A 26,422-nucleotide genomic window follows, 5' to 3' on the forward strand; every position below is an offset into this window, starting at 1 on the left:
GTCAAGGGCGTCCAAGAGGGACGAGCGAAGCGCCCCTTGACGGAGCGTGACGGAGGTCGATAAAGTTCGCCAAGGGTCAAAGCCGACAATGTCACACATGAGACACGCACGGCGAAATTCCACCACTTGACGGGACACTACCGAGACATTTGGGTTTTCCAAGTATTTTATGATAGTAAAACGGTGAACAGCGAGACGTGGCACTCCCCGGTCGTATGTGAAGCTTGAGCGAGGACCATCCGTTGGCTGAGGTCTGGAATTTGCCGGTCTCGGTTGAACCAAGGGCTCTGATGGAAAGGAAGATTCCGGTGGCAATCCCCGATTATCAAAGTCTGATGCTCCCATTATTGAAATTGGCATCCGACGGCCAGGAACATCGGCTCAGCGAAGTGATGGAAGCCTTGGCAACCCAATTTGCCTTAACCAAAGAAGAGCGGCAGGAACGGTTGCCCAGAGGCACACAGTCACGATTTGATAACCGTGTAGGCTGGGCGAGGACTTATCTGGGGAAAGCAGGCTTGCTGGAGCGTACGGGTCGTGGCAAGTTCCGAATCACTCAGCGCGGTTTGAAGGTGCTGCAGGAAAATCCGAGTGATATAAATGTTCGATATCTTCGTCAGTTTCCGGAGTTCATCGAGTTTCAGAGCAGAACGATAGCACCGGACGTTGACGGTGTCGAACCCGTCGAGGAGCGCCATGAACGTACACCTGAAGAAGTATTGGAATCCAGTTATCTGGAATTGCGCAGATCGCTCGTGGATGAGTTGTTGGAACGGATCAAGCGATGCTCCCCCAAATTTTTTGAGCGGCTCGTTGTAGAATTGATTGTGGCCATGGGGTACGGAGGATCCGTGGAGGATGCGGGACGGGCCATCGGTCAATCGGGTGACGACGGAGTGGACGGAATCATCAAGGAAGACCGGCTTGGCCTAGACGTGATCTATCTTCAGGCGAAACGATGGGAGGGCACAGTCGGTCGTCCTGTCGTGCAAGCGTTCGCTGGCAGCCTGGAGGGACACCGAACGCGCAAAGGTATACTCATTACCACTTCTCGGTTTTCACCGGACGCGAGAGAGTACGTCACGAGAATCGAAAAGAAAATTGTGCTCATTGATGGCGAGCAACTAGCCAATCTGATGATTGACTTTGATGTTGGTGTCACCGAAGCGGCGAGATATGTGGTTAAGCGAATAGACCACGACTACTTTGAAGAAGATCCTTAAAGAATTGAGCGTTGGGACCACAGTCATTTGGGTGCAAAACGCACCTGCCGAAATCCCAGTCAGGATAAGGCTTTTCGGACCTAAGTACGATTGGCGATAGTTCGCAATATTGGGCAATCGTAATGAGCAGGTCGTCGGTTCGAATCCGACAGGTGGCTCCATGGGTTTCCTCGCGAGCAGGGCAGCTGACCCTCTTGGGTCAACTGCTCTGCTTGGCTTTGTGTGCCAAGTGGGCTTGGGTCTTCCAAAGTCGTGATCGCAAGCATTCATGCGGCATTCCTCTATCTTTCCACATCTGTGTCGCCCCATCTTCATCGCCGCGGAAACGACTCGTAACGTCGTCCACCGCACATCGTCCTCGGTTTCCATGGGCGTTGTTTCCTCGGGCGAGAGGATTTCTCGTGGCGTTGTCGAACCTTCTCTTATCTTCGGCGATTTTGGCGGACGCGCGAACGAACGCGTCCGCGCACGGGAGACGTTCCATGTGAATCGGCTACCACCTTCGAAGATCCCATCCGCGTGGAAACGCGCGCGGATGGCCGGCGTGCGACGCAATGCGCGCTTATTCGCGCTCGTGGGTGCGCTCGCCACCTCCCTCGCGGGATGCGGCGGTCCTCCGCAGTCATCCGTGGAGCACGTCGCGAACGCATCCAAGCCCGAGACTACGGCGCATCCGACGCATGCGGCGGAGCCCAAAAAATCATCCGCACCGGCCAACGCCACGGCCCAAGAGACCGGGAGGTCTTCGCAACCGGCGTCCGCTGCCCATGAGAGCCTCCTGAACGACGAAAATTCGGTGCTCTTCATCGGGCGCGACGGACAGCAGGTGCGCATCCCCGTCGTGCCCATTGTGAATGCGCAGTACGGGATCACGCCCACGCAGCCGCTCCTGCCGTATCCGCCGGGAGGATTTCGCCCGGTTCACTTCACCATCCCTTCGGACCAAACGGCAGACCTGTGCGTGTACTTCCTGAATGACGGCATGAATGACGGCGGGGTGGAACTGCTGGGACCGCGCGGCTGGTGGGTCACCCGCGCTGGCGTTGGCGCCGATGGGTCCGAGGCCATCGACCTCGAGAGCGAGGACGGCACGGGCGCGCTCACGTTCTTCATCGACACGGCTATGGGCAGCATCGACGAGGACGTCATGGCGTACTTCCCGAACTGGCAGCAGCTCTTGCCGCAGGACGCCCAGAACTTTGGCCCTGTGACGTCGCCGACCTTTGCCGCCCGCGTTCTTCTGAACCCCAATGTCCTAGCGTATGAGCTAGCAGACGGCACGAATGGCCTTGCCATCTTTGTGCATGGTCCGAACGTCAACTGGGCCTTCATCCAGGAGGAGATTCGGGGCGTCCCGCACGCCCTGGAGACCACCATCCTCAACTACGAGTTGTCCGTCGCGCATGCGTCTTAATTCGCTTCCCGCGCCAGCTCCTTTGCGGACATCCCGGCGCGTCGGCATGGAGGGTTGCTCCATGAAAAAGGTCGTAAGCACCGCCTCATGCGTAATGGCACTAAGCGCGCTCCTCGCGGGGTGCGGTTCATCTCCTGATGGCGAGCTGAGCGGGGCGGCGAGTGTCCAACATCGCGCCGTAAGCTTCACTGCGCAGCCAGCACCCGCGTCGACATCCAAATCCGCGCAAGCAGGTGACGCGGCGCAAACCGCAACCGCCGCCTCGGAATCGCAGCCCGCGAGAACTGGGGCCGCCGAGGTTTCGCCCGCGCCTGCCGTCGGCTGGTACGCGGTGCCCATCGGCCAGGTTTACGGCGATCTCGCCGTGATCGCGGGCATCGAGCCGGAGGGCGCACGCCTGCGCATCACGGTGCGCGTAGAAGTCCGCAACCGCGAGGGGTGGATCGCGAGTCACCGCTGGGCCGCCGCGTGGTTCACGCTGACCACCGGAGCGCTCCAACCCGCGGGCAGCCTGCCAGCGCAAACGCAGCGCACGTATGCGGGGCCCGTTCATCTCGAGTTCTCGAGCGGCTTCCCGAGCGGATTCGTGCCCGTGCCGGTGACGGTCCAGGTGGGCGGGAAGCCCGCGGCGAAGTGGCCTTCGAGCATTCCAACCTTTGGCTCGCTCGTCAATCCTGAGTCGCTGCCGCCGGGATCGTGGGACAATGTCATTCTAGGCCAGGTCGGGAACTGGATTTGGGTGGCGCTGAAGGGGCCGGAAGATCCGCCGTTTTCCCCGCACGCGTGGCCTATCACGTGGGGATTCCGCACGTGGGATCGGCTCGTCGCGTTTGACGTCGTGACAGGCCAGGCAGTCGAGTACGCCATTCCTCGGAGCTACGGTTACGGCAGTTGGGTGGATATGGTGACGCCGAACGACGTGTTGCCCTCGTTCGCCCGCGTGGGAAATCGCGTCTATGTCGCGATGGGCGAATGGGTGGGGTGCTTTCCGGCTGTGCCGGAAGCGGCAGGCGCACCGACGGTGGTGCGCGCCGCGAGCCCGATACGCGTGGCGGCGAGCGGTTCGTACGTGGCGCAGGAGGGCCGCGTCGCCCTGGCGGACCTTGCGGCGGATGAGCGGCAGGCGGCGGAATTCCTCGCGAGCTACTGGGATACGGAGATGGGGGCGCATGTGCCTGGCGTACCGCCGCTTTCGGCGTATCAGACCGGCAAAATGCGCGCGTGGAACCAGGAGCTGGCCATCCTCAATCACGGTGATCTGCCGCCCGATTTGCTCTGGAGCCTATGCTTCCCGTTCCCGGCCGGATCGCAAAGCGACGCGGAGCGCCAACAAATGGGCCGCGCCATCCTGAACATGCTGCAGAGCCGCCTGCAGGCGGACGCGTACGGCGTGCTGGCTCTGACGCCGAAGCAGGTCGTGGCGCAGTTTCACGGCAATCCTCCCATCGCGCTTCCCGGTTACGTGATCCGAAATCACCTGTACGTGCCGGCGTCTTAAACCGCGCTTGTGATCCGGAAGCTTCATGCGCGCGTGTGGACCAGGGGCCTGAGCCTTCGGCTGGAGACTGACTGGACGGTCGATCCGCCGCTGAATTGGAGGTCTCGGCGTGGGACGAACGAGTTGGACGATGGGCGTTGTCTTGGCGTGTGTCCTCTCTGTGTCGGGGTGTGGAACCGCGCCTTCGGAAACGACATCCATCTCGACGACGCCGTCGACGGGGCAGGAGGGTCAGGGGACGTCCGTCAGCCATGGTGAGATGGGATGGTACTTTGTGCCCATTGCGTCGATGTACGGCGACATGGCCGTGATCGCGGGGATTCGCCCGGGCAAGGGTCGGCTGAAACTGTGGATTCGGGACGATCGCTTCCAGGGCGAGGGCGTCACCTTTGCGAAGACGTGGGACGTGGCCTGGTTCACACCGGCCACCGGTGTGTTGACGCGCGCCGGCACGATGCCTTCGCGCGCCCAATCCCGCTACGATGGATCGGTACAGCTGGTCTTCCCCTACCAATGGCCGACGGGCGGGCATCCCGTGAAGGTCTCGGTGCGAATGGGCACCCGACCGGGACCCCCGTGGCCAGCGGCCATTCCCATGTATGGATCGGACATGACGCCAGCGTCTTTCGCACCAGGGGCGTGGGACAATCTTATTCTGGGCCAGGTGGGGGACTGGGTCTGGGTGGCTCTCAAGGGTCCCGAGTCGCCGCCACTCCCAGGGGGCACGTTCGCGACGCTGTGGGGTTATCGCACGTGGGACCGCCTCGTCGCGTTCAATACGAAAACGGGTCAGGCCGTCCAGTACGCCATTCCACGCAGCTACTCCATCGGATCGTTTGTCGAGATGGTCACCCCGAATCTCACGGTGCCCTCCTTTGCGGTCCAGGGCGACAGGGTGGATGTGGGGGTGGGTGAGTGGATCGGATCTTTTCCGGCCAAGCCCTCCATCCCCGCCTATGCGGATGTCCTCCGCATTCAGGCTCCCATCATTCAAGGGCCCGATTCGGCGTACGTTGCGTCCACTGGCCAAGCAGCGCTCGACGCGCTCAACCTGGATGTGGAGTTGGCAGCGCAGTCACTCGCCAGCTACTGGGACAGTTTGGTGGGCGTGAGCGTGCCGGGTGTACCGCCCTTTTCCGAGTATCGGACCGGCAAGCGATTTGCGTGGAACCTGTATCCGACCCTCGTGAATCACGGCAGCTTGCCCCCCGATCTGCTCTGGTCGCTCATGTTTCCCTATCCGGCAAAGAGCTGGGCGCACGCTGAGCGCAACGCGCTCGCAAAAGAAGTGGCGGCCATCATGCAGTCGCCGCTCGAATGGGATGCCGAAAACATGGGCGCCATCTCGGCACGGGACGTGATCGCCCGGTTTCACCACCATCCGCCCATGGCGCTGCCTGGGTATGTCGTCCGCGGAGATGCCTACTGGCCGAAGGGGTGACGCCCATTCGCCTTGTTCGCGCGAACAGGTCTGGCCGAGGTTCGGCTCGAAGCAGCTTGCGACGTGGCATGGCAGGGCCCCGGCCTTCGGCCGCCTTGTCGCAGGTCGCGGGGGATTGCGTTCTAAGTGTATCATGTGATTTAATACACTTAACACATTCGAGGCTGCGAGGGGGGACCGCCATGACGTTGGATCCGCCTTGGCAACCTCCCGCGTGGGAGCTCGATCCGTCGCAGCCGCTGTATGAGCAGATTGCGCATCGCATCCGGGTCGAAATCGCCGCCTCGCGCCTGCCAGGCGGGACGCGCCTGCCCTCTGTGCGCGATCTTGCCGCCAGTCTACGCGTGACGCCCAACACTGTCATGCGCGCGTACGCCGAGCTGGAGCAGGACGGGCTGCTCGAGACGTTTCGCGGCCAGGGCACATTCGTGGCGCGCAGTTCGGGGGTTGAGGCGCGGGCCCAGGCGCGCATTGCGCGGCAGGCGTTGGAACACGTGCGGCGCGTCGCGGCCGATCTCGGCATGCGCGTGGAAGATTTGCTTCGGCTGGGCGCCGAAGCGGGGGGAGGAGAGGACGACGATGCAGGCAGCCATCGAGTGTGACGGCGTGGGGTTCACGTTTGCCAGGCGCCCCATTCTTCGCGACGTGACCGTGCGCATCCCGGTCGGCGAAATGGTGGGACTTCTTGGGCCAAACGGCGCGGCGGGCAAGACGACGCTCTTGCGCATCCTTGCGGGCGTCCTAGCACCCGAAGCGGGCCGCATCCGGGTGCTCGGCGAGCCGCCCGGCTGGCGAACACTGCGGCACACCGCGCTCTTGCCCGAGCGGGGACATCTCCCCGGCTGGCTGACCATCGGCGAGTGGATCATCCATGCTCGCCGGCTCTATCCCGACTGGAGCGAGGAACGCGAGCGCCGCCTCGTGGACGATCTCGCCCTGCGCCTCGACCGCCCCATCGCCCGCCTCTCGCGCGGCGAGGGAGTGCGCGTAGGGCTCCTCACGTGCCTCGCGCGCGAGGCGCCCGTCGTGCTCCTCGACGAGCCATTCACGGGCATCGACCTGTTGTCGCGGGAGACCATCGCGTCCGCCATCGTCCGGGAGTGCGGTGACGGGAGCCGCACGGTCATCGTCGCCACGCACGACGTCCGCGAGTTTGAGCCGCTCTTCGATCGCGTCCTTTTCCTGAAAGACGGCTCCATTGCAGCGGACGAGACGGCCGAAGCCATCCGTGCGCGCGGCCTGTCGGTCGCCTCGCGCTACCGGGAGGTGTTTTCGCCGTGACGCACGTGGATCGATGGCTCGCCCTGTGGCGGTTCGAGTGGTCCAGGGAAAGGGGAGTCCAGCGTCCATGGAAGCGGCGACTCGTGTGGATCCTCGCCGCGGCGGGGGTATCGCTGGCCGCGGGCCTGACCATCTCGGCGAGCACCTCTGCTTCGCCGAACCGCGTCGGACTCGCGTCGTTCACCATCTGGCTCCTCTTCGGTTCTTTTTCTCTCGTGCGCGCTGGGTCGGGAGACGGACTCGGTGCGACGGCGATGCTTCCGTATTCGCGCTTCACGGTGGTGTGCGTTCGCGCCGCGGTGGCGTACGCGCGGCTTTGCGGCTGGTGCCTTCTTGGCGCAGCCCTCTCCGCCGCCATCAATGCCGCGAATGGGCTGATGCGCAATCCTCAGGTTCTCGGTACTTTGCTTTCACTCCTCGCAGCGGCAGCCCTGATATGCATGGGTCTCGCCTGTGTCTCGGCGGTTCTCTCCGCGCTGCGAAGCTCGGCCTATCGCTGGATGGGAACGTTAGGCGACATGATTGGGTCGGGCTTGATCATCTTCCTATGCGACGACGTGGTCAGGCGCGGTCCCCTGTCCGAAACGCACGAGAGTTGGCTGGTGTTTGGGGCGGTCTACGCGGCGTATGGCGTGGTCGCGGCCGCCGTTGGCATGCGTTGCCTCGTCCGCGGCATGTGGCTCCTTACAGCAGGGGACGAGGTGGAGCGCGTCCGCCCTGAAAAAGGGGAATCGTCGCGGCGCTTCATGCACCGGTTCGACGCCAATTCGAGCGCCCGCGGTTCGCGCCCGCAGGTCAAATCCATCAGCGCGAATCTCGTCCGCACCGTCATGTTCATCTTTCGGATGGGACTTGGGCGCGTGCTGTGGCCGGGCGGTGCCAGACCGGCTTGGAGGGCCGCAGTGGTTCTCCTCTTCGGCCCAGTCATCGTGTTTGTGGCGCTGGTGGCACTGGGTTGGACGTCTCGCGATGCTCATCTCCTGTTCGCCCGTCTCGAGGGCGGGATGCTCGGCGGCGCGTGGCTGTGGACGATGTTTTGCGGCTTCGCGGTGGCGAGTCTTCTCGAACACCTCGGCGACTGGATGCGGGGCTGGCCCGTGCGCAAGGACGGCGTGATCGCCGGATTTGCACTGGCGGAAAGCCTCGGCACTTGGCTGTGGCTCGCCGCGGGTGTGCTGGGCGGCGTGGTGCTTTGGGTTCATCTGGAAGTTGGCCGCCCGACTGGGGGCGCGGATCTGCGCGAGGTGCTTCTGGCGGGGCTCGTCAGCGTCCTCGTGGGCACATGGAACACCGTTTGGTCGGCGGCCTGGACGGTTAGCTCCGAGCGAGGCGATAGGTTCGCCTGGTTTTCGCTCGAGATCTTCTTGGCGGGCGTGTGGTTCGTCGAAGGCGGACGCGTCGTGTCCTGGCTCGACACCGCTGGTTGGCCGAAGGTCGCGGGGACGGCCGTGGCGTTTCTCGCCGTCGCGGCCATGGCACTTGCGCCTCGTCTCCACGCCGCCGCGCGGCGCCTGATTTCCCCTTAGAGGCGAGGCGCACATACTCGTGCCATCATGGCAAGGCGGCCGATGTGCTCCATGCGGCCGCTTGTCGTCTTGCATGTGTTGTCGTATACTATACCCAGTAAGGTATAAAGGTGAGCCTACAAGGAGTGGGATAGTCGATGTCGTGGATTTGGGTGATTGCGGTCGCGGTCCTCGCAGGTCTGTGGGTTTGGCGGTCGTTGCCGGCCAAGGGCGTTCGGCCGATCTCGGCAGAGGAGTTAAAAAATCTCCTGAGAGACAAAAGGTCAGGCGCGCAGCTCGTCGATGTGCGGGAGCCCTCGGAATTTCGGGGCGGTCACATTCAGGGATTCAAGAACATTCCACTCGGCGAGTTGCCGAATCGCAGCGGAGAATTGGACAAGGATAAGCCCGTGATCGTCATGTGCCGCTCCGGTGCGCGGAGCGCTCGCGCGGCCAAGTGGCTCGCACGCCACGGTTTTCGAGACGTGCGCAATCTCACGGGCGGGATCATGGCCTGGAATGCGGCGAAGCGGCGCTCGTCCTGACGAAGCAGCCGTTTCGGGAAAGGCGGGGATGTTGCCATGGCCACGTTGACACTGTCTGAGGCGTCCTTCACCGCGCTCCTTCGCGACGCCGCGAAACCCGTCCTCGTGGACTTCTGGGCGCCGTGGTGCGCACCATGTCGGCTCATGGTGCCCGTGATTGAGGCGGTGGCTCGCCAGTTCGAAGGAGCGTTGATTGTGGGCAAGCTGAACGTGGACGATCATCCGCGCGTCGCGCAGGCGTACGGGGTGATGAGCATCCCGACGCTGATAGGATTTCGCGAGGGACTGCCGGTGATGCGGCTTCAGGGGCTGGCGCCGAAACACGCTGTGCTTCAAGCTCTGGAGTCCGTATGGAACGACGGGAGGGATGGAGAATGACCGAAACCTGGGCTCGCGTTTATGATTCGCCGCATTCGGTGGACGAGACGGTCGAGCGGGTCACCGCGGCGCTGAAGGAGCGGCAGTTCGGCGTTCTGTGGCAAATGGACGTACCTGAGACACTTCGCGCCAAGGGCATGCCGTTTTCGACCCCGTACCGAATTCTCGAGGTGTGTAACCCCCAGGCCGCAAACGAGGTCTTGTCGCAAAACCTTCAGGTCGGGTATTTTCTCCCCTGCAAAGTCGTGGTGTACCAGGACGGTGAACGCACGAAGGTGGCGTTTCCAAGGCCGACGTCGCTCATCGGCTGGATTGGCGATCCCGCCCTGGATCCCGTTGCAGCGCGCGTCGAGGGTGCGCTGGAAAGCGCCATCGCTGAGGCTGTGAATTCGTGACACCGCGGCAGGAAAGTGAGCCGCTCTGGCGAAGCGATTCAACATCGCTTCCCAGAAGCGGCATTTTGTTAGGCGATGGAGGCGGTCGGACGTGATCGTCGTGGACGAGGGAGACGCGTTTCGGATGGTTGCGCAGTACGATCACAGCCTGCACGCGGGCGAAATGGGCGCGTGGTTGCGGGATGAAGCGTTTTCGACCCTCGATCGGCGGACCTCGGTCCTCACGGGTGTCGCGGAGCACGACTTGGCCTGGCAGGGGATGGACAAGGTGCCCATGTGGAATGACGCCGGCAGGAAGCCGTACACGTTTCTCGATCTACCTGATTCTTGGAAACTGGCTCATTATCACTGCGGGGTCGACGAACTCGAGGCTCGAGATCCGTACGCTGGTCTCCTCGCAAGTCGGCATTACACGGCCTTCTTCGAGCATGCCACGGATTCGGACGCGCTGACGTTCCTCGCGCGGGAGCGGTCGCGCCAATCACGCCTCATGGCGGATCTCGGCGTAGCGGAGCAAGATGTGAACCGCGATGTGCGCGTGGTCCAGTTTCTCGATAAACTATCCTTTTACGTGTGCCTGAGCGATCCGCGTTCCGGCCAGGGCCCTGATGTCCCATGGCTTCAGCGTCCCTTCCCAGAGCTGGAGCTGGCCGTGGGCGAACCCGTTGAGGTTCATTGGCAGGGGCCCGGCCGAGTCGGGTTGAAACCGTTTCCTTTTCGTGCCGCGTTCGCGTGCGACGTCCCGGTGCGACGAGTGGACAAACGCCGCATCGCGGCGGTCGGGATCGCCACGGCCTATCAGGAGGCACCTGTCGAGCGAGAGCGCGTGACCATGGCGCCCGCGTAAGGGAGACGGCAGGCGCCAGCCAAGGGAAGGGAAGGGTGGAGAAGATGCCATTTCGGAACATCACGGTCGCGGGCGGCGGCGTGCTGGGGAGCCAAATCGCGTACCAAACGGCGTTTCACGGTTTTCCGGTCGTCATCTACGACGTTTCGGACGAGGCCCTCGCCAAGGTGCGGGAACGCCTCGAGAAACTGAAACCGAACTACATGCGGGATTTGGGCGCGTCGAAGGAGCAGGTCGATGCGGCGATGGACAGGATACGCCTGACGGCCGATCTCGCCGACGCCGTGCGCGAGGCGGACTTGGTGATTGAGGCGGTGCCCGAGATCCCGGAGGTCAAGCGGGAGTTTTACGAACGGCTGGGCAAGGTCGCGCCGGCGCATGCGGTATTCGCTACCAATTCGTCGACGCTCCTTCCGAGCCAGTTTGCGGAGGCCACGGGGCGGCCCGAGAAGTTTCTCGCGCTGCACTTTGCGAATTCCATTTGGCGGCACAACACTGCGGAGGTCATGCGCCACCCGGGGACCGACGAGCAAGTGTTTCGGGACGTGATCGAGTTCGCGCGAGCCATCGGCATGGTGCCGCTGCCGCTGCACAAAGAGCAGCCAGGGTACATTCTCAATTCGCTGTTGGTGCCTTTTTTGGAGGCTGCTCAGATGTTGTGGGTGAACGAGGTCGCGGATCCGGAGACCATCGACAAGACGTGGATGATTGCGACGGGCGCGAAGGAAGGGCCGTTCGCCATTCTAGATACGGTTGGCATTCGGACGGCGTACAACATCGCGTCCGGCAAGGCGAAGGCGGGGAACGAAGCCTATGGCAAACTGGCCGAGAAGCTCAAAGCGATGATCGATGAGGGCAAGCTCGGCCGCGAGTCCGGGGAGGGTTTTTATCGCTATCCGCATCCGCGGTTCAAGCAGCCTGATTTTCTCCAATAGTCCTTGCGTACCATCAAGAGAGGCCCGCGCATGCGGGCCTCTCCTCAGACTGTCACAGCTTGGCCCTCTTTGATCCACGACGCGATGGTCACCGTGCGACGGGCCTGATGTCGAATCGCGTCCTGTGTTCCTTGGGGAATCTCGCCGTTTTCCGACACGGTCACGCTCGTACCATACGGGTTTCCGCCCGACGCGTACGCGGACGCGTCCGTGAAACCTGGTGCAGCGACGATGGCGCCCCAGTGGTACATCGAGGTATACAGGGAGAGAATGGTCGCTTCCTGACCTCCGTGTGGATTCTGCGCGCTCGACATGGCGCTCACGACCTTGTTTGCGGTCTGTCCTTTCGCCCAAAGGGGCCCAAGGGTATCCAGGAATTGTTTCATCTGAGACGGGATGTTGCCGAATCGACTCGGAACGCTGAAAATGATGGCGTCCGCCCATGCCACGTCATCCGGCGTCGCCACAGGAATGTGCGCCGTGGCTTCGACGTGCGCCTTCCATGCCGGAGACGACTCAATCACGTCTCTCGGGGCGAGCTCCGCAACTTTTCGCACCCGCACTTCGGCGCCCAGTTCGCGGGCGGCCTCCGCGGCGATTTGCGCCATTCGATAGTTGGTCCCCGTTGCACTATAGTAAAGGATAGTCAAACGGACGTTGCGCATTGCCTCTCCTCCACTCCATTCTTTGATTGATTCATACACTTACCATTCGTAAGTGCATGCGTGGTTCATCATAGGGTCTCGATGCGGCGGCTGTCAACTGTCTGAAGGGTTCGAAAGGAGGCGGTCCTTTGGAGCGGCTCAGCGGAAACGAACAGAAGCTCGGAGACGCTATCGCCGACGTGCTACGCAGGGAAATTGTGTGGGGCGAATGGCCCTCGGGGCACGTATTTAGCGAAAATGCGTTGGCGCGCCGCTTTGGGACCAGCCGCTCGCCTGTGCGCGAGGCCCTTCGGCAGTTGGCACACGAAGGACTGATTTCACTCGGTCGAAATGGCGCGCGCGTGTTGGGTCTGGACCTCAGGGACGCCTTGGAACTGTATGATGTCAGAAGTCTGATTGAGCAATTTATCGCGTCGCGGGTATGTGAACAGCCGCGCGCTGACCGGGAGTCGCTCGTCCATACCCTTTCGACGCTCGTGTGTGCCATGGAAGAGGCCGTCTCCCGAAGGGACTGGCAGGACTTTTCCGAACTCGACCTCGCCTACCACGACGCGATTGTGCGCACGGCAAATCATCGTCGCCTCCTGCGTATCTGGGAGGAGATGCGGAGCCTCGTTCAGCTCACGCTCGCGCTCGTCATGCGCAAGCGGATGCAGCGCGGACACGCAGACTTGCGAGGCGCGCTTGCGCAGCATCGAACTCTGGCCGAGGCTATCCTCGCTGGCGACGCAGCGTGGGTGCGATGTGTGATGCAATCGCATGTGGAAGAGACCCGCAAGTTGCTCGAGGAGGGATTGCGCGCGGATTCTGCCGGCGGAGAGCGCTGACTTCGAAAGGAAGGCGGCAACAAGCAAAGGCGGCCTGGCAAGGGCCGCCTTTGATGCAAGGAAGTCTTCGTCCACACGCAAACAAGCGTTTTCTCAAGAGGAGGATTAAGCGCTTACACCAGCCGACGAGGTGCGCTTTTGGGCAAAAGGCTGTCCCACGGGCATGAAGACGTGCCCCATGGTCTCGTTGAGCACAGTGGCAAACGACGTGTACAGCGCGCTCAGGCCGCAGATGAAGCCGACCCAGCCGCCGGCCGCACTGCTGCCAATGATGCCAAAGGCGTGCGCCGCGAGAAGGAAGAACGTGATCCACAGCGTCAGGAACACGAACCAGAGCGCCTTGTTCAGATAGAAGGTGCCGAACCACAAAAACAGCGTAAGGATGCCGAAAAACAGGAGGAAGAGTCCCAGGCCAGCCGTGGGCGCGAACTTGTTGATGAGGTAGAACGCCCACCAGAAGGCGCCATAGGAACAGAACGCAGTGGCGCCGAACGTGTTGCCCTTGCGGAATTCCCAGAGTCCGGCGATGAACTGCGCCGTGCCACCGTACGCGATGGCGAGCCCCAGGACGACGCCGAGCGCTCCGGCGCTCGCCACGCCCGCGTTGATGAGGCTCAAAATGCACGTGGTGATGCCAAATCCGGCGAGGCCAAGTGGTCCAGGATCTGCGATTTTGACCTGATCAGACATTCCTTTCACCCTCTTTTCCATCTCTTTTCACGGGTTGACAACGGCTCGGCAAATGATGAGTGGGCGTCCTGCGCCTGCCGGATCACCTCCTTCCAGGCGCAGGATTCCACGCACGCCACACATCGCCATCATTCCTGATCCTTGTACTGCGATTTCAGTTGCTCCACCACGGCCGGATCGGCAAGGGTGGTGGTGTCGCCGACGACGCGTCCCTCCGCGATGTCGCGCAACAAGCGCCGCATGATCTTGCCGCTTCGCGTCTTCGGCAGATCTGCGGTGAAGATGATTTCCTCGGGCCGCGCCATGGCGCCGATTTGCTCCACGACGAACTGCTTCAGCTCCGCGACGAGATCGTCCGAACCGGTATGACCCTCCTTGAGGATGACGAACGCAGTGATGGCCTGCCCCTTGACTTCGTGGGCGCGTCCGATCACGGCTGCCTCTGCCACGGCAGGATGTGCCACAAGGGCGCTCTCGACTTCCGCGGTGCCGATGCGGTGACCCGAGACATTGATGACGTCGTCCAACCGTCCGACAATCCAGTAGTAGCCATCCTGATCTCGATATGCGCCGTCCCCGGGCAGGTAGATACCTTCGAACTTCCCGAAGTACGTCTTCCGGAAGCGCTCGTCGTCACCCCAGACGGTGCGCAGCATCGACGGCCACGGCTTGGTGATGACGAGATTTCCGCCATGACCAGCTGGCACCGGATTGCCGTCGTCGTCGAGAATGTCCACGGAGATGCCAGGCACAGGCTTGGTGGCGGAGCCAGGCTTGGTGGTGATGATACCGGGTAGAGGCGCGATCATCGCACAGCCGGTCTCCGTCTGCCACCAGGTGTCCACGATGGGGCACCGCTCCTGCCCAACGTATTTGTGGTACCACATCCACGCCTCCGGATTGATGGGCTCGCCGACGGAACCGAGCAGCCGCAGCGTGCTGAGATCGTGCTTTTCGACGTACTGGGGACCCCACTTCATGAACATGCGAATGGACGTCGGCGCGGTGTACAAGATGGTCGCACCGTATTTCTCCACGATGGCCCAGTACCGATCGCGATCCGGATAATCGGGCGATCCTTCGTACATGACCACCGTCGCGCCAGCCGAAAGAGGCCCGTACACGATGTAGGTGTGGCCGGTGATCCAACCGATGTCGGCGGTGCAGAAGAACACGTCGTCGTCCTTGAGATCGAACACCGTTCGCATGGACGTATTGACGCCTACCAGGTATCCGCCTGTGCTGTGGACGATGCCCTTCGGCTTGCCCGTCGTGCCTGACGTGTAGAGCAGAAAGAGGTAGTCTTCCGCGTCCATGGGCTCAGCCGGGAAGGGCTTGGTCGGCGCGTTCTCCATGGCTTCATGCCACCAGATGTCCCGGGTCGGATTCATGCTCGCTTGCGCCGCGTCGCCAATCCGTTTGACAACCACCACTTTCTCAATGGGGGTTCCTTCGACGGCTTCGTCGGCGTTTTGCTTGAGCGGAATGACCTTGCCTCGGCGCCAGCCGCCATCCGCCGTGATGAGCACTTTGCTCCCTGCGTCCAGGATGCGATCCTTCAGCGCCTGCGCGGAGAATCCGCCGAACACGACGGAATGCATGGCACCGATCTTGGCGCACGCGAGCATCGCAATGGGAAGCTCGGGCACCATGGGCAGGTAGATGGTGACGCGGTCTCCCTTTTTGACCCCGAGCTGGCTGAGCATGTGCGCGGCCTTATCCACTTCACGGCGCAGCATGTCGTACGTGAGGACGCGGCTGTCGCCGGGTTCACCTTCCCAGATGATAGCCGCCTTATTTTTGCGGTGCGTGAGGGTGTGACGATCCACGCAGTTATACGCGGCGTTCAACTTGCCGCCGATGAACCATTGTGCGTGCGGCGGGTCCCACCTGCAAACGCTTTCAAATTCATGGAACCAAGTGATATGTTCGGCTTGTTTCGCCCAGTAACCTTCCGGATCACGAGCGGCTTCCTCGTAAATGCTTTCATCATGGTAATTCGCTTGGCGGCGAAATTCTTCAGGCGGGGCAAAGGTGCGCGTTTCACGGAGTAGTGCGTCGAGATCATTTGGGGTCATACTCTGGCTCCTTTCTCTGGCCGCGCCGATCACGGCGGCAGCTTGAATGGTTCGATTCCATGATAGAATAAGTTGCTCGAAAAGACAATCTCCAACCGGCGTCAATGCCTATATATTCGAAATTCGCCGCGATTTATGCCCCTGATTTCTTGGGAGAACCTCTGCGCAGTTCAGGCCGAATGGCTCGAAGGCGGGAAATGAAAAAAGCCGCTTCGCGGTGTTTCACACCACGAAACGGCATGCGGGAGGGAAAACCTCAATCTTCTTCTTCCTCTTCTTCGCTGTCGTCGAACAGTTCGTCGTTGTAGGCATCGACGACTCGCTGCCATTCTTCGTCGTCCTCAATCTCAGACAAAACCATTTGCTCGCCATCTTCCCCGTCGATGCGGAAAATGACGCCTTCTTCCATGGAGTCGTCGAGCGGCAACAACACTGCGTAGTCCTTGTTGTCGACGGTCAGGACTTCGCCCAGTACGAACTGATGCTCTTCGCCGTTTTCGTCCTCCAGGACGATGACCTCGTCCTCGTGATCGAGAAACTCGTCATGAGCCATTCCGTCTCATTCCCATCCGCAATCCAGATTTGGCCTGCGCCATGCTTGCAACAACATAACACCATGTGTCCACGGTGTCAACGCGTCCGACGGCGCTCACGGATTCGGCGGCGACGACAACCCTCGCTGCAGTCGGCTGGAGATATCGTCGAGCAACTGGTTGAGGTCTCGCTCGGCCTCTTCGAATGACGCAATCTCCGGGATTTGCCGCATGTCCGCCAGCAGACGATCCGCCTCTTCGATCACGTGCCGATAATGCATCGGCGGAACGCGGCGCGCCTGAAATTCGGCAACCGCCTCCTGGAGTTCTCGGAAACGGCGGAGCAACGACTGAGCTTCCAGCGAGTCGTCGAGTCGGGCCTTCGCGTCCCGGTAGCGCCGCGCCTGCTCGGAATCGGCGATGAGACGGGCGAGTTCCGTCGCTTTTTCCCAGAGCGCTCCTCGGTCCATCTCATCACCTCTCATCCGCAGCGTTACCGGGGCGAAGCTCCTCTATACGCCTACGTGGCGCTCGGCGCCGGACCTACGGTCGAATCCTCTTCGCGCATCAGCTCTTCGAGTTCCTTGACTGCGCGGTCAAAGGCTTCCCGATTCCGCTCGTCGAGCGCGCGGTCGATCTTCATTCGGATCTCTTCGCGGCGCATCGCTCGCGCCTCGACTTCGGACAGGACTTGTTGCACTTCCGGCGGAATCGGAAGTTCCGGTAGATTGATGAAGACAAACAGCTTGTCGGTCGAGGACGCGCTGTTGAAGTACGCCTGGAGAGCGGGCAGGATCTCTTCCGCCTGGCTCACCTTTTTAATGCGGCCATTCAGCGGCAATCGGGCGATCATGCCGTGGCGCCCAATGATGAGAAGCGGCACGTTCTCCAAGACGATGTTCGTCGACTCCAGTTGGCTATGGCGAGCAGCGAGAAAGTCGATGACGGCCTCTGCTCCGGGCGGGAGCAGCTTGGTCTTGAGCAACAGGATGTCATCCTTCGTCATCATCGCGCGTTCACTCCTTTGCCGGAGTTTCCTCCTGACGGATCATACGCCTGGTATCACGCGACCGCGCTCGTTATGATGGACAAGTTTCAACGCAAAGGCGATCCGTAGGTCGTACACCGACCGGCGCTTCGCCACCACCGAAGTGGTGCAAATATTGTAGCAAATGACCCGGCGAAAGAAAATGCGGTGAACGCCATTTTCCCATGCGTCACATCGATTCCCTGCGTCTAGGGATCGGCTAAGCCTCATACTACGTGCAGGGGAGGGAAGGCGCATGGGCGATTGGGTGTACTTCGCGGGCGTATATGATACCAAATTCGAAGCGTATTGTGCCGTCATGTGGGTTGAAGCGGACGAGCGAATTCGACGCTCCGCCCGTCCGACCCAGGTTGAGGTGTATCGTCTGCGCAATGGAAAGTACGGCGTCCGGTTCCTTCCTCAACGAGATGTGGCGCAGCGGGCGCGCGCGGAATGAAGAAGAACGCTCGTATGCACGGACCAGAAGACAGCCATCCTGCGCGATGGCTGTCTTCTCCCATGTGAGGCATGTTCGGCGGTCAGGCGTTATCCTCATCGCTCGGCTCCCGCTTGCTTTCTTCCACAAGGAATTCCGCCACTTCGTCCGGGATCGGGGTGTCCGACTTTGCGCGGACGCGATCGGCCGCTTGAGCTGCCATATCCTTCGCTTTTTGGGCAACCTGCTTCGAAGTGTTCTCTGCAGTCGTCGAGATCTTTCCCATCCATCTGCGAGTCGCCTCGGCCGGATTCGAGGGCTTGACTACGCGTTCCACCGATGCCTTCATCGGACAGAAGCCCGTGATGGCTTCCGCAATTTTCATCGCGCCGAACCCTGCGAGCAGGGCTCGCGTGAGTGCGGATTGGCGGCGGCCATAGACGGCTGAAGACAAACTCGCGACCCCGGCGGCCAGGCGCAGGTAGCGATCCGCAGGATGTAGATTGCGCTGCATGACCATCCTCCTCTCACGGGAATACCCACAGTATCCCGCGCATGGTGGCTTGGCATGCCGAAAGCGAACGCCTGCGCTGGAAATGGTGTTGACTTTGACTAACCTTGATGAAATGGCAAGGGCGTGTCATAATGGTTATTGTAGTACCGTAGACGAAAAGGAGGCTTGAGCGCATGAGTCTCATCCCGTACGTGATCGAGCAGACGTCGCGAGGAGAGCGCAGCTATGACATTTACTCGCGCCTGCTGAAGGATCGGATCATCTTCTTAGGTACGCCTATCGACGACGACGTCGCGAACGCGGTCGTGGCGCAACTGCTGTTTTTGGCCGCGGATGATCCAGACAAAGACATCCAGATGTACATCAATAGTCCGGGAGGATCGGTGTCGGCAGGCCTCGCGATATATGACACCATGCAGCACATTAAGCCCGACGTGAGCACCATGTGTGTGGGCATGGCCGCGAGCATGGCGGCGGTGCTCCTGGCAGCGGGTGCAAAGGGCAAGCGGTATGCCCTTCCGAATTCTGAAGTGATGATCCATCAACCGCTCGGGGGCGCGCGGGGTCAGGCTTCGGATATCGAAATCCATGCTCGGCACATCCTGAAGACGCGGGAACGTCTCAACCGTATTCTGGCAGAGCGAACGGGACAACCGCTCGAGCGGGTCGCGCAGGATACAGACCGCGACAATTTCATGTCGGCGGAGGAAGCAAAGGCGTACGGATTGATTGACGAAGTCATTTACCGCTGACACGAAATCCGCTCACGGCCGAGGCGCGTCGGTGCCTCGGCCGTCTGACTTCGGGGGGAGTGAAGGTGGCGGAGGAGTTGTACTTCGATTACGCGGCGACGGCGCCGGTGCGCCCCGAGGTGCGGGAACGGATCACTGAATGGTTGGACATCTTTGGGAATCCGTCCTCGCTTCACCGCATGGGCATGCGCGCAGAGCGCGCCCTTCGGCGCGCGCGGGACCAAGTCATGCAGAGCCTCGGTGCACGAGACGGCCGCCTTGTCTTTACAGGCGGGGGCACGGAGGCCAACAACCTCGCTATCTACGGAGTCGCGCGCGCTTACGCCCAGCGCGGACGCCACGTCGTAACTACGGCTATCGAACATCCGGCGGTCCGCGAGGCGATGGCGGAGCTTGAGCGAGAGGGTTTTGAAGTGTCCTACGTGCATCCAGATCATCACGGCGATGTGTCCGCGGAAGACGTGTTGCGCCACGTTCGGGACGACACGATTCTGGTCTCCGTGATGCATGTGAACAACGAGACAGGGGCTGTGTTGCCCGTGGAGCGGATTGCCGAGGGGCTGAAGGCGCATCCCAAAGCGGTGTTTCACGTCGACGGAACCCAGGCGCTTGGGAAAATTCCCGTTTCGCTCGCTCGCGCTTGCATCCACCTGTACGCCGCTTCGGGGCACAAACTAGGGGCGTTGAAAGGCATCGGCGCGCTCTATGTCCATCCAAGCCTTCGGCTGAAGCCACATGTGGTGGGCGGCGGCCAGGAATTCGGCCTGCGGTCGGGCACGGAAAACGTGCTCGGGGCGCTGTCATTCGGGGAAGCTGCCTCTCATGCGGTACGCGACATGGACAACGATGTGAACGCAGAGGAGAAGAGGGCGCGCCTTGCGCGTGGCCTCGAGGAGCTCGGCTACGTGGTCATCCAGCCCGCACACCACTCGCCGTACATCTTGTGCGCGGCGTTGCCCGGCGCTCGGGGTGAAATCCTGGTCCATGCCTTCGAGGAAAAAGGCCTGTACATCTCCGCGGGAAGCGCCTGTTCGAGCGGTAAACACGGGCGCGAGCCCAGCCGCGTTTTGACAGCCATGGGCATCCCACCTGAGTTGGCACTTGCGGCAATTCGGTTCTCGTGGCATCCTGGCACTCGAATGTCGGAGATTGAACAAGCCATCGAAGTCGTCCGCGAGCGGACGGCCTGGGTCAAACAAGCGCTAGGCATTCGGTAGGAGGAACGGATCTTGTTATACGATCATCTCTTGATTCGGTACGGCGAATTGACCACGAAAGGTGCAAACCGTGCCGAGATGGAACAGCTTTTGGAGCGCAACGTGCGGCGCGCGCTGTCCCCATGGCCGGACGTAAAGGTGACGCGCAGCCAGCAGCGCATCGTGGTTCAGCTCAACGGGGCCCCCGTCGATGCGACGCTGCAAAAGCTGCAGCAGGTGTTCGGCATCTCGTCCATCTCGCCCGTCGCTGTCGCGCCGCTCGATCTGGCGGCCATTCAGCAGACCGCCGTCGAGGTGGCCAAGCGCGAGCTCATGGACAAGTCGACGTTCAAGGTGGAGGCTCGCCGGGGATTCAAGGGGTTTCCACTCGACAGCCCGGCGCTTCAAAAGGCCGTCGGGGCTGCTATCCTGCGCGCCTTGCCGCACATTCGCGTGGATGTTCACCATCCGGACGTGGTGATCGAAGTCGACATTCGCAAGTCCGCCGCGTACCTGTATCCCAGCCGCGTGCCTGGGCTTGGCGGTTTTCCGGTCGGCATGAGTGGCAAGGGACTGGTATTGCTCTCCGGCGGCATCGACAGCCCCGTCGCGGCTTGGAAGGCCATGAAACGAGGTCTGGCGCTCGAGCTCGTTCACTTTCACAGTTTCCCCTTTACCAGCGAGCGAGCTCAGCAAAAGGTGGAGGATCTCGCTTCCATCCTCACGAGGTGGGGCGGGCCCATGAAGCTCCATCTGGTGTCGGTCACGGCGATTCAGTCGGAAATCCAGCGTTCCGCGCCCGAGGGACTCAGGACCATCCTTCTTCGACGCATGATGGTGCGCGCGGCATCGCGAATCGCGGACGAAGTCGGGGCTGGCGCGCTGGTGACGGGCGACAGCCTCGGACAAGTCGCCAGCCAAACGCTTTCCGCGCTGAACGCGGTCGATCGCGCCACGGATCACACCATCCTACGGCCACTCATCGCGGAGGACAAGCTCGAGATCATTGAACTCGCCAAGCGGATGGGGACGTATGACATCTCGATTCTCCCGTTTGACGACTGCTGTTCGCTTTTTGCGCCGAAGCATCCGAAGACGAATCCGAAGCTGCGCGACCTGGAGCGAGCGGAGGCTCGTATGGACGTGGAGCGTCTCATTGCGGAAGCGGTCGCTTCGCGCGAGGAGAAGCTGGTGAAGGCGGATGAAGCATGGGACGCGGGCGCAACCTATCGGTGAATCGTTGGATCGTGGAGGGGTTTCGATGCGATGGCTTCGGCTCGCGTTTCGACTGTTCCGAGTGGTGTCCACCGCCTACGCGTTGTGGAACGCGTCCCGCCTTACGCGGGCGCTGTATCTAGGTCGTCTGGCCTGGCGGGCTGTCCGCCGCAAGCCGCTCTTCGATCATCCGCCGCGCGTCGTGATCGAATACGTAGGTGCGAAATCGCCATACATCTACCGGCGTCGCGGGTGGCGCAGGATTCGCTCGGCCCATCGAGCCGAACCGTAGCGGTTTCATGTCCTGCCTTTGGTTTAAGTCTCCTCACCGGTGGGAATAACAAATGGTAGCGTCGGAATAATCCCGACTGACGACCATCGTTTTGAAAGGCCGGTGAGACGCGATGAGCGAGACGAGACAGAAGGACAGGGCGATGCGCCAAGACGCGTGGACGACCGAGGACGACGAGATTCTAGCGGAGATCGTCCTGAAACACATCAAGCAAGGTAGCACACAGCTGGCGGGGTTCAACGAAGCGGCGAGGCGGCTCGGGAGAACGGCGGCCGCGTGCGGGTTCCGCTGGAACGCCTGTGTGCGCAAGCAACAGCGTTACCGCATTGAACTCGCCAAGGAGGAGCGCAAGAAAAACAAGTCGCAGCGCGTGCAGGCGCAACTGGAGGGTGGCGATGCCGATCACCCGACAGCGACGCTCATGACGTGGGCGCAGGTGCTTCGGTTCTTGCGCCAGGAGAAGAACACCGCGCAGGAGTGGGCATCGCGATGGCGCAGCGCGGAACGGCAACTGAATGAGTGGAAGGCGAAATACGAGGCGCTCGAGGCGGACTACAAGCGGGTCTGCGAGGAATTGCGCGAACTGAAGTCCACGCACGATGCCATCACCCGCGATTACAAGGCGCTCATGGAAATCATGGAGCGGGCGCGCAAAGCGGCTCTCCTGGATGATGATCTCATTGGTCCGAAGTTCGCCGAAGGGTTTATGTACCGAATTGATGAATACGGCAACCTGGAGCGGATTACGACCGGTGAGCGCATGGAGCAGGCTGAGTAGGCTTGCTCCTTTTTGGATCCCTGACGAGCCGTCACATGGCCTTAGGTGCGCATGGCATGTCCATCCACGAGCCATCCTACGAGCGAGGATGGTGAGAGGCATGCGGTTTACGTTCCGGTGGCCACGCGCCGCGTCCCGGTGGCTCACGCTCGCCGTGGCACTCTTTGCGCCGTTGGCCACGACGGGCTGTTATGATCGCCAGGAATTAGAGCAACAGGCGTTCGTGAGCGTGCTTGGCATCGACAAAGCCCCCGGTGGCCTCATCGACTGCACGTTTCGGATTGCGCAGCCGGTCAATCCGACTGGGGCAAGTTCGCGTTCGGGTGCTCAGCCGCTGGCGGGCAAGGAGCCCATCACGGTGCGCGCGCGGAGCATTCCCGAAGCGATGATGATTGCCAACGGGTCCGTGGAGCGTTCCATCACGTTCTCGCACCTGTCGCTCATCGTGTTCGGGGAAGACCTGGCGAAAGAGGGCGTGGAGCCTTACATCGAGGCGCTGACGCGCTATCGAGAGTTCCGGCGGACCGTACCGGTGTCCGTGTCCAAGGGCAAGGCCAGCGAGTCGATGAAAGCCTTCCAACCCATGCTCGATTCAGCCATCACCCGCATTGCAGACGGCGTAGCCCTGGTCTCTCAGCGGACTGGGATTGCACCGGTGTGCCCTATCCAATATCTGATTGACGGCATGGAGAATCCGCACGAGGACGCCATGGCGCCGATATTCGCCGTCAATCCGAACGTCGAAAAGGGCGAAATGCCTGATACGCCCGGGTTGTCGTATCGCGCCGGCGAGGTGCGCCGAGAAGGTGGCAATCCCGTCGACTGGATGGGCGCGGCGATCTTCCGCGAGGACCGCATGGTGGACGAGGTGACGGGAAAGGACTGCCTCTACCTGCGCCTTCTGCAGGGCGGGGTGCACCACGCGACGCTGACGCTGCAAGATCCCGAGGACCCGTCGCGCGACATCGGTTTGGAACTGCACAAGGAGCGGCCGGCAGAATACCAGGTGAAGCTCTCCAATCCGATGATCATCACCGCGCACGTGCCGGTGGACGCGGACGTGATCAACATCTCGTCGACGCGCAATTACGCCGATCCGGCCGCACGGCAGAAGCTCGAGTCGGAGCTCGACCAGCAGGTGTCGGAGCGCATGGAAAAGTTGTTGAAGCGGCTCCTCGTCGACGACCAGGCGGATGTCATACCCGTCTCGAAGGCCATCCGCAGTCAGTTCATGACCTACCAACAATTCGCGGCATTTCCTTGGGAGGAAAGGCTCAAAACCGCCAAGATTCAGGTTGACGTTCAGATACATGTGCGCCGCTTTGGCGTACAGCTTGAGCCTATTCAAAAACGGCCTGAGCCTAGCTCATCCAGCCTCCGTCGACCCTGAGAATCTGACCCGTGATGTAGGAGGCCCGCGGGCTCAAGAGAAACAAGGCGGCCGCGGCCACGTCTTCGGGTCGCCCGATTCGCCCAAGCGGAATTTCTCCTCGGAGCGCTTCGTGCTCCTCGGCGTCCAGGTGATGGAGCATCCTCGTTTCAATGGGGCCCGGCGCGACCGCGTTGACGCGCACGGGAATGGACGCCCACTCGCGCGCCAGTGACTTCATCCAGGCGATCACGCCGCCCTTGGCAGCTGCATACGCCGCTTCCATGGCTGCGCCGTGGAGCGCGTAGACGGACGACACGAAGACGCACGCCGCCTGTCGAGACCGCCGCAGATGCGGGAATGCGGCTCGCGCAAGGTAGAACGCGGAAGAGAGGTGCTCATCGATGACTTGGCGCCACGCCGCGGAAGACATCTCGTGCGCCAGTGACCGCAGGTCCCTGCCCGCGGCGTGAACGACCAGCGTCGGTGTGCCGAGTTGCGTCGCTGCAGTCACAAGCACTTCGGCGCCCGCTTCGTTCGACAGATCGGCTTGAACCGCGAGCGCCTCCGCGCCAAGCGCCGCGCACTGCGCCACGGTTCGTTCCGCGCGTTCCTTTCCCCTGAAATATCCGCAAACCACCTTCGCGCCTTGGGTTGCCAGCTCGACCGCGATGGCGCGCCCAATCCCACCCGAAGCGCCCGACACGATGGCTACTCGTTCCGAAAGCTCCCTTCTCGCCATGAGGTTTCCTCAACTCCTTACGGTTTTACATCCCTAGCCCCGGTTGTTATGATGAGTGTGGCCATTTTGGGTGGAGCAAAGGGGCGAGTTCTCCTTGAAGTGTACGGTATACGAGGCGCCGACCGGAAATCCACTAGCCGACGCCCATTTGTTCTCCTTTGATCGCGTCCATCATCTCTACGACGACCAAGATCCCCGCGATCTCGCGACCTATCGCGCGCGCGCCGAGGACGTCCTGCGGACCTACGCGGATGACACGCGCGCGTCACTGGTCAAGGCGTTGCGCTCGTTTCACCATCAGATTGGGGCATCCGCGGCCCAGAACCGAGCGCTGGATCGCCTGGCACAGGCCGAGGCGGTGGCCGTGGTCACGGGGCAGCAAGCGGGCTTGTTCACCGGCCCCATTTACAGCCTCGCCAAAGCGCTGACTGCCATCGGCGTCGCACGCGAGCTCGAACGCCGCCTCGAGCGCCCCGTGGTGCCGGTGTTCTGGATTGCCTCGGAGGACCACGACGCCGAGGAGGTCAACCACGCCCATGTGGTGGATCGGCTGGGCGAAGTGGCGCGCATTCAGCTTCCGCACCGATTCGAGCCGCACCAAATGATGTACTGCGAGGCGCTGACGGCTCGCGATGTGCGAAGCGCGCTGAACCAGGCCGACGCACGGCTCGCGGAAGCGAGTCACAAGCTCGAGGCGCTTCACGCCGTCTGGTCCGCGTGGCACGACGGGGATTCCCTCGCGATGTGGTTTGCGAGGATTATGGCGAAGCTTCTTGCCGAACACGGCCTCGTGTTCTTCGATCCGTGTCTGCCCCCCATCCGCCGCCTCGCCTGGCCCGTGTTCCGCCGCACGCTGGAGGGCGTAGACGAGGTGCAGCGGCGTCTCGACGAGGTGTACGCGGAAGTCGAGCGGGCAGGCTTCGTTCCCGAGGTCATTCGGGACCCACGGCATTCGACTGTGTTCGCCGTGATCGACGGCAAGCGGTTCGTGCTGGAAACCGGCGGCCCGGGATTCGTCGCGCGCGGCCACGGCGAAGCCGGCGCGCTGTCGGCATGGCTTGAGCGAGGAAATCTCGATCCCACCGGGTTCTCTGCCAACGTCCTCCTGAGGCCCGTGGTGCAGGATGTGGTGCTGCCGACTTTGGCGTACGTCGGGGGTCCGAGCGAGATCGCGTACTATCCGCTTTCGCGGGGCGTCTTCCGCGCGCACGGGCGGCGCTTGCCGCCGCTCATCCTGCGACAGCGCATGCGCCTCGTGCCCCCGAGCGTGGCCCGGCTGATCCGCAAGCATGAACTGTCGCTCGACGAACTGCGCGAACCCTGCGATCTCGTCGGAAGCCGGATGCGCGCCGACGTCTCGGAGCCGCTTCGGCGCGAGATCGACGGCTGGATAGAAGGCGTGCGCGCGAAGCTCGGTACCCTTCAGGCTTCGTATGCCGAACTGGGCCCGGACGTGCGCGCCATCCTCGAACGGCACGCGCGGATGGAGGAGCGCGCGTGGCGGGACCTGGAGCGGCGCATGGTGCGCGCGTGGAAGCGGCGGCACCAGGACGAGATCCGGCAGATGCGCCAGATTGAGCGATGTCTGTTCCCAGACGGATATCCACAGGAGCGGCGCCTTTGCCCGCTCAACTTCTGGAGCGAGGTCGGGACGCAAGCTTTCGGCGAGTTGCCGACCTGGAGCTCCATCTCCCAGATGGGTCCTGTGCTCGACGTCGTCATCGACAACTGAACTCGAGTATGAGGCATGAGGCGATCGCGCCATGCGCGCGGTCGCCTCTTTATGCGCATTTGCGTGAAAAAATCCAGAGAGGTAGCAGGAGATCCGCAATCGACCTCGAACAGG

The 26,422-nt window shown here is 62.0% G+C and carries 29 protein-coding genes; 21 read left to right on the forward strand and 8 right to left on the reverse strand.

The window, feature by feature from the left end; translation table 11 throughout:
• Window positions 1–242: 242 nt before the first annotated feature.
• The 12 genes from AC27E8_RS12395 (at window position 243) to AC27E8_RS12450 (ending at window position 11,462) form a co-directional block, all read left to right on the forward strand.
• Window positions 243–1,223, forward strand: a complete 981-nt coding sequence (locus AC27E8_RS12395) for a restriction endonuclease (protein ID WP_487099694.1) — start codon at window positions 243–245, stop codon at window positions 1,221–1,223.
• A gap of 484 nt (window positions 1,224–1,707) precedes the next feature.
• Window positions 1,708–2,637 carry a DUF4850 domain-containing protein gene (locus AC27E8_RS12400; RefSeq protein ID WP_487099695.1) on the forward strand — a complete coding sequence of 310 codons (930 nt, stop codon included), beginning with the start codon at window positions 1,708–1,710 and terminating at the stop codon, window positions 2,635–2,637.
• A 61-nt stretch (window positions 2,638–2,698) separates the two neighbouring features.
• Entirely contained in the window at window positions 2,699–4,135 is a 1,437-nt protein-coding gene (locus AC27E8_RS12405; RefSeq protein ID WP_487099696.1) for a hypothetical protein, read from the forward strand.
• A 109-nt stretch (window positions 4,136–4,244) separates the two neighbouring features.
• Complete coding sequence (locus AC27E8_RS12410) at window positions 4,245–5,576, forward strand: hypothetical protein (protein WP_487099698.1); 1,332 nt, start codon at window positions 4,245–4,247, stop codon at window positions 5,574–5,576.
• A gap of 182 nt (window positions 5,577–5,758) precedes the next feature.
• Window positions 5,759–6,178, forward strand: coding sequence for a GntR family transcriptional regulator (locus AC27E8_RS12415; RefSeq protein WP_067849979.1), 420 nt, complete (start codon window positions 5,759–5,761; stop codon window positions 6,176–6,178).
• Window positions 6,156–6,857 carry an ABC transporter ATP-binding protein gene (locus AC27E8_RS12420; protein WP_487099700.1) on the forward strand — a complete coding sequence of 234 codons (702 nt, stop codon included), beginning with the start codon at window positions 6,156–6,158 and terminating at the stop codon, window positions 6,855–6,857. The genes AC27E8_RS12415 and AC27E8_RS12420 overlap by 23 nt, the downstream gene beginning before the upstream one ends.
• Window positions 6,854–8,383, forward strand: a complete 1,530-nt coding sequence (locus tag AC27E8_RS12425) for a hypothetical protein (RefSeq protein WP_487099701.1) — start codon at window positions 6,854–6,856, stop codon at window positions 8,381–8,383. The genes AC27E8_RS12420 and AC27E8_RS12425 overlap by 4 nt, the downstream gene beginning before the upstream one ends.
• 137 nt (window positions 8,384–8,520) lie before the next feature.
• On the forward strand, window positions 8,521–8,907 hold the full coding sequence (locus AC27E8_RS12430) for a rhodanese-like domain-containing protein (RefSeq protein ID WP_487099702.1): 387 nt from the start codon (window positions 8,521–8,523) through the stop codon (window positions 8,905–8,907).
• 36 nt (window positions 8,908–8,943) lie between these two features.
• Window positions 8,944–9,285, forward strand: a complete 342-nt coding sequence (gene trxA / locus AC27E8_RS12435) for a thioredoxin (RefSeq protein ID WP_487099703.1) — start codon at window positions 8,944–8,946, stop codon at window positions 9,283–9,285.
• A complete protein-coding gene (locus tag AC27E8_RS12440) occupies window positions 9,282–9,680 on the forward strand; it encodes a DUF302 domain-containing protein (protein ID WP_487099704.1) in 399 nt (132 codons plus the stop codon). The genes trxA and AC27E8_RS12440 overlap by 4 nt, the downstream gene beginning before the upstream one ends.
• A 91-nt stretch (window positions 9,681–9,771) precedes the next feature.
• Window positions 9,772–10,527: a DUF3891 family protein gene (locus AC27E8_RS12445; RefSeq protein ID WP_487099705.1), complete on the forward strand. Its 756-nt coding sequence runs from the start codon at window positions 9,772–9,774 to the stop codon at window positions 10,525–10,527.
• Between the two features lie 44 nt (window positions 10,528–10,571).
• Complete coding sequence (locus AC27E8_RS12450) at window positions 10,572–11,462, forward strand: 3-hydroxyacyl-CoA dehydrogenase (RefSeq protein ID WP_487099706.1); 891 nt, start codon at window positions 10,572–10,574, stop codon at window positions 11,460–11,462.
• Window positions 11,463–11,506: 44 nt separating this feature from the next.
• Here the strand turns inward: AC27E8_RS12450 and wrbA are convergent, their stop codons facing one another.
• Window positions 11,507–12,127, reverse strand: a complete 621-nt coding sequence (gene wrbA / locus AC27E8_RS12455; RefSeq protein ID WP_487099707.1) for an NAD(P)H:quinone oxidoreductase type IV — start codon at window positions 12,125–12,127, stop codon at window positions 11,507–11,509.
• Window positions 12,128–12,255: 128 nt separating this feature from the next.
• Between wrbA and AC27E8_RS12460 the strand changes: the two genes are divergently transcribed.
• Window positions 12,256–12,954: a GntR family transcriptional regulator gene (locus tag AC27E8_RS12460; RefSeq protein WP_487099708.1), complete on the forward strand. Its 699-nt coding sequence runs from the start codon at window positions 12,256–12,258 to the stop codon at window positions 12,952–12,954.
• Between the two features lie 105 nt (window positions 12,955–13,059).
• Here AC27E8_RS12460 and AC27E8_RS12465 read toward each other — a convergent pair whose 3' ends face one another.
• The 5 genes from AC27E8_RS12465 to AC27E8_RS12485 form a co-directional block, all read right to left on the reverse strand.
• Entirely contained in the window at window positions 13,060–13,644 is a 585-nt protein-coding gene (locus tag AC27E8_RS12465) for an acetate uptake transporter (protein WP_487099709.1), read from the reverse strand.
• 128 nt (window positions 13,645–13,772) lie between these two features.
• Complete coding sequence (gene acs, locus AC27E8_RS12470) at window positions 13,773–15,722, reverse strand: acetate--CoA ligase (protein ID WP_487099710.1); 1,950 nt, start codon at window positions 15,720–15,722, stop codon at window positions 13,773–13,775.
• 256 nt (window positions 15,723–15,978) lie between these two features.
• The gene (locus tag AC27E8_RS12475; RefSeq protein WP_012810625.1) at window positions 15,979–16,275 is read right to left on the reverse strand and encodes a DUF1292 domain-containing protein; all 297 of its coding nucleotides are present in this window, start codon (window positions 16,273–16,275) and stop codon (window positions 15,979–15,981) included.
• Window positions 16,276–16,371: 96 nt separating this feature from the next.
• The gene (locus tag AC27E8_RS12480; protein ID WP_014464010.1) at window positions 16,372–16,725 is read right to left on the reverse strand and encodes a YlbF/YmcA family competence regulator; all 354 of its coding nucleotides are present in this window, start codon (window positions 16,723–16,725) and stop codon (window positions 16,372–16,374) included.
• A 50-nt stretch (window positions 16,726–16,775) separates the two neighbouring features.
• Window positions 16,776–17,264, reverse strand: a complete 489-nt coding sequence (locus AC27E8_RS12485; RefSeq protein ID WP_012810627.1) for an IDEAL domain-containing protein — start codon at window positions 17,262–17,264, stop codon at window positions 16,776–16,778.
• A 274-nt stretch (window positions 17,265–17,538) separates the two neighbouring features.
• Here AC27E8_RS12485 and AC27E8_RS12490 point away from each other — a divergent pair, with 274 nt between their 5' ends.
• Window positions 17,539–17,739, forward strand: a complete 201-nt coding sequence (locus tag AC27E8_RS12490; protein ID WP_012810628.1) for a hypothetical protein — start codon at window positions 17,539–17,541, stop codon at window positions 17,737–17,739.
• Window positions 17,740–17,821: 82 nt separating this feature from the next.
• Here the strand turns inward: AC27E8_RS12490 and AC27E8_RS12495 are convergent, their stop codons facing one another.
• Window positions 17,822–18,232, reverse strand: a complete 411-nt coding sequence (locus tag AC27E8_RS12495) for a YgaP family membrane protein (protein ID WP_487099711.1) — start codon at window positions 18,230–18,232, stop codon at window positions 17,822–17,824.
• Window positions 18,233–18,405: 173 nt separating this feature from the next.
• Between AC27E8_RS12495 and clpP the strand changes: the two genes are divergently transcribed.
• From clpP to AC27E8_RS12525, 6 genes are all read left to right on the forward strand, one after another.
• Window positions 18,406–18,984, forward strand: coding sequence for an ATP-dependent Clp endopeptidase proteolytic subunit ClpP (gene clpP / locus AC27E8_RS12500; protein ID WP_008339574.1), 579 nt, complete (start codon window positions 18,406–18,408; stop codon window positions 18,982–18,984).
• 65 nt (window positions 18,985–19,049) lie between these two features.
• Window positions 19,050–20,201: a cysteine desulfurase family protein gene (locus AC27E8_RS12505; protein WP_487111495.1), complete on the forward strand. Its 1,152-nt coding sequence runs from the start codon at window positions 19,050–19,052 to the stop codon at window positions 20,199–20,201.
• A gap of 12 nt (window positions 20,202–20,213) precedes the next feature.
• Window positions 20,214–21,416, forward strand: coding sequence for a tRNA uracil 4-sulfurtransferase ThiI (thiI, locus tag AC27E8_RS12510; RefSeq protein WP_487099585.1), 1,203 nt, complete (start codon window positions 20,214–20,216; stop codon window positions 21,414–21,416).
• Window positions 21,417–21,441: 25 nt separating this feature from the next.
• Window positions 21,442–21,687: a hypothetical protein gene (locus AC27E8_RS12515; protein WP_487099586.1), complete on the forward strand. Its 246-nt coding sequence runs from the start codon at window positions 21,442–21,444 to the stop codon at window positions 21,685–21,687.
• A 142-nt stretch (window positions 21,688–21,829) separates the two neighbouring features.
• Window positions 21,830–22,465, forward strand: a complete 636-nt coding sequence (locus tag AC27E8_RS12520) for an RsfA family transcriptional regulator (protein WP_008339582.1) — start codon at window positions 21,830–21,832, stop codon at window positions 22,463–22,465.
• A 100-nt stretch (window positions 22,466–22,565) separates the two neighbouring features.
• Window positions 22,566–23,855, forward strand: a complete 1,290-nt coding sequence (locus tag AC27E8_RS12525; protein WP_487099587.1) for a Ger(x)C family spore germination protein — start codon at window positions 22,566–22,568, stop codon at window positions 23,853–23,855.
• Here the strand turns inward: AC27E8_RS12525 and ymfI are convergent.
• A complete protein-coding gene (gene ymfI, locus AC27E8_RS12530) occupies window positions 23,827–24,576 on the reverse strand; it encodes an elongation factor P 5-aminopentanone reductase (protein WP_487099588.1) in 750 nt (249 codons plus the stop codon). The genes AC27E8_RS12525 and ymfI overlap by 29 nt on opposite strands.
• A 94-nt stretch (window positions 24,577–24,670) precedes the next feature.
• Between ymfI and bshC the strand changes: the two genes are divergently transcribed.
• Window positions 24,671–26,308, forward strand: coding sequence for a bacillithiol biosynthesis cysteine-adding enzyme BshC (gene bshC / locus AC27E8_RS12535; protein ID WP_487099589.1), 1,638 nt, complete (start codon window positions 24,671–24,673; stop codon window positions 26,306–26,308).
• Window positions 26,309–26,422 lie beyond the last annotated feature (114 nt).

Source organism: Alicyclobacillus sp. CIJ1 (assembly GCF_057538885.1).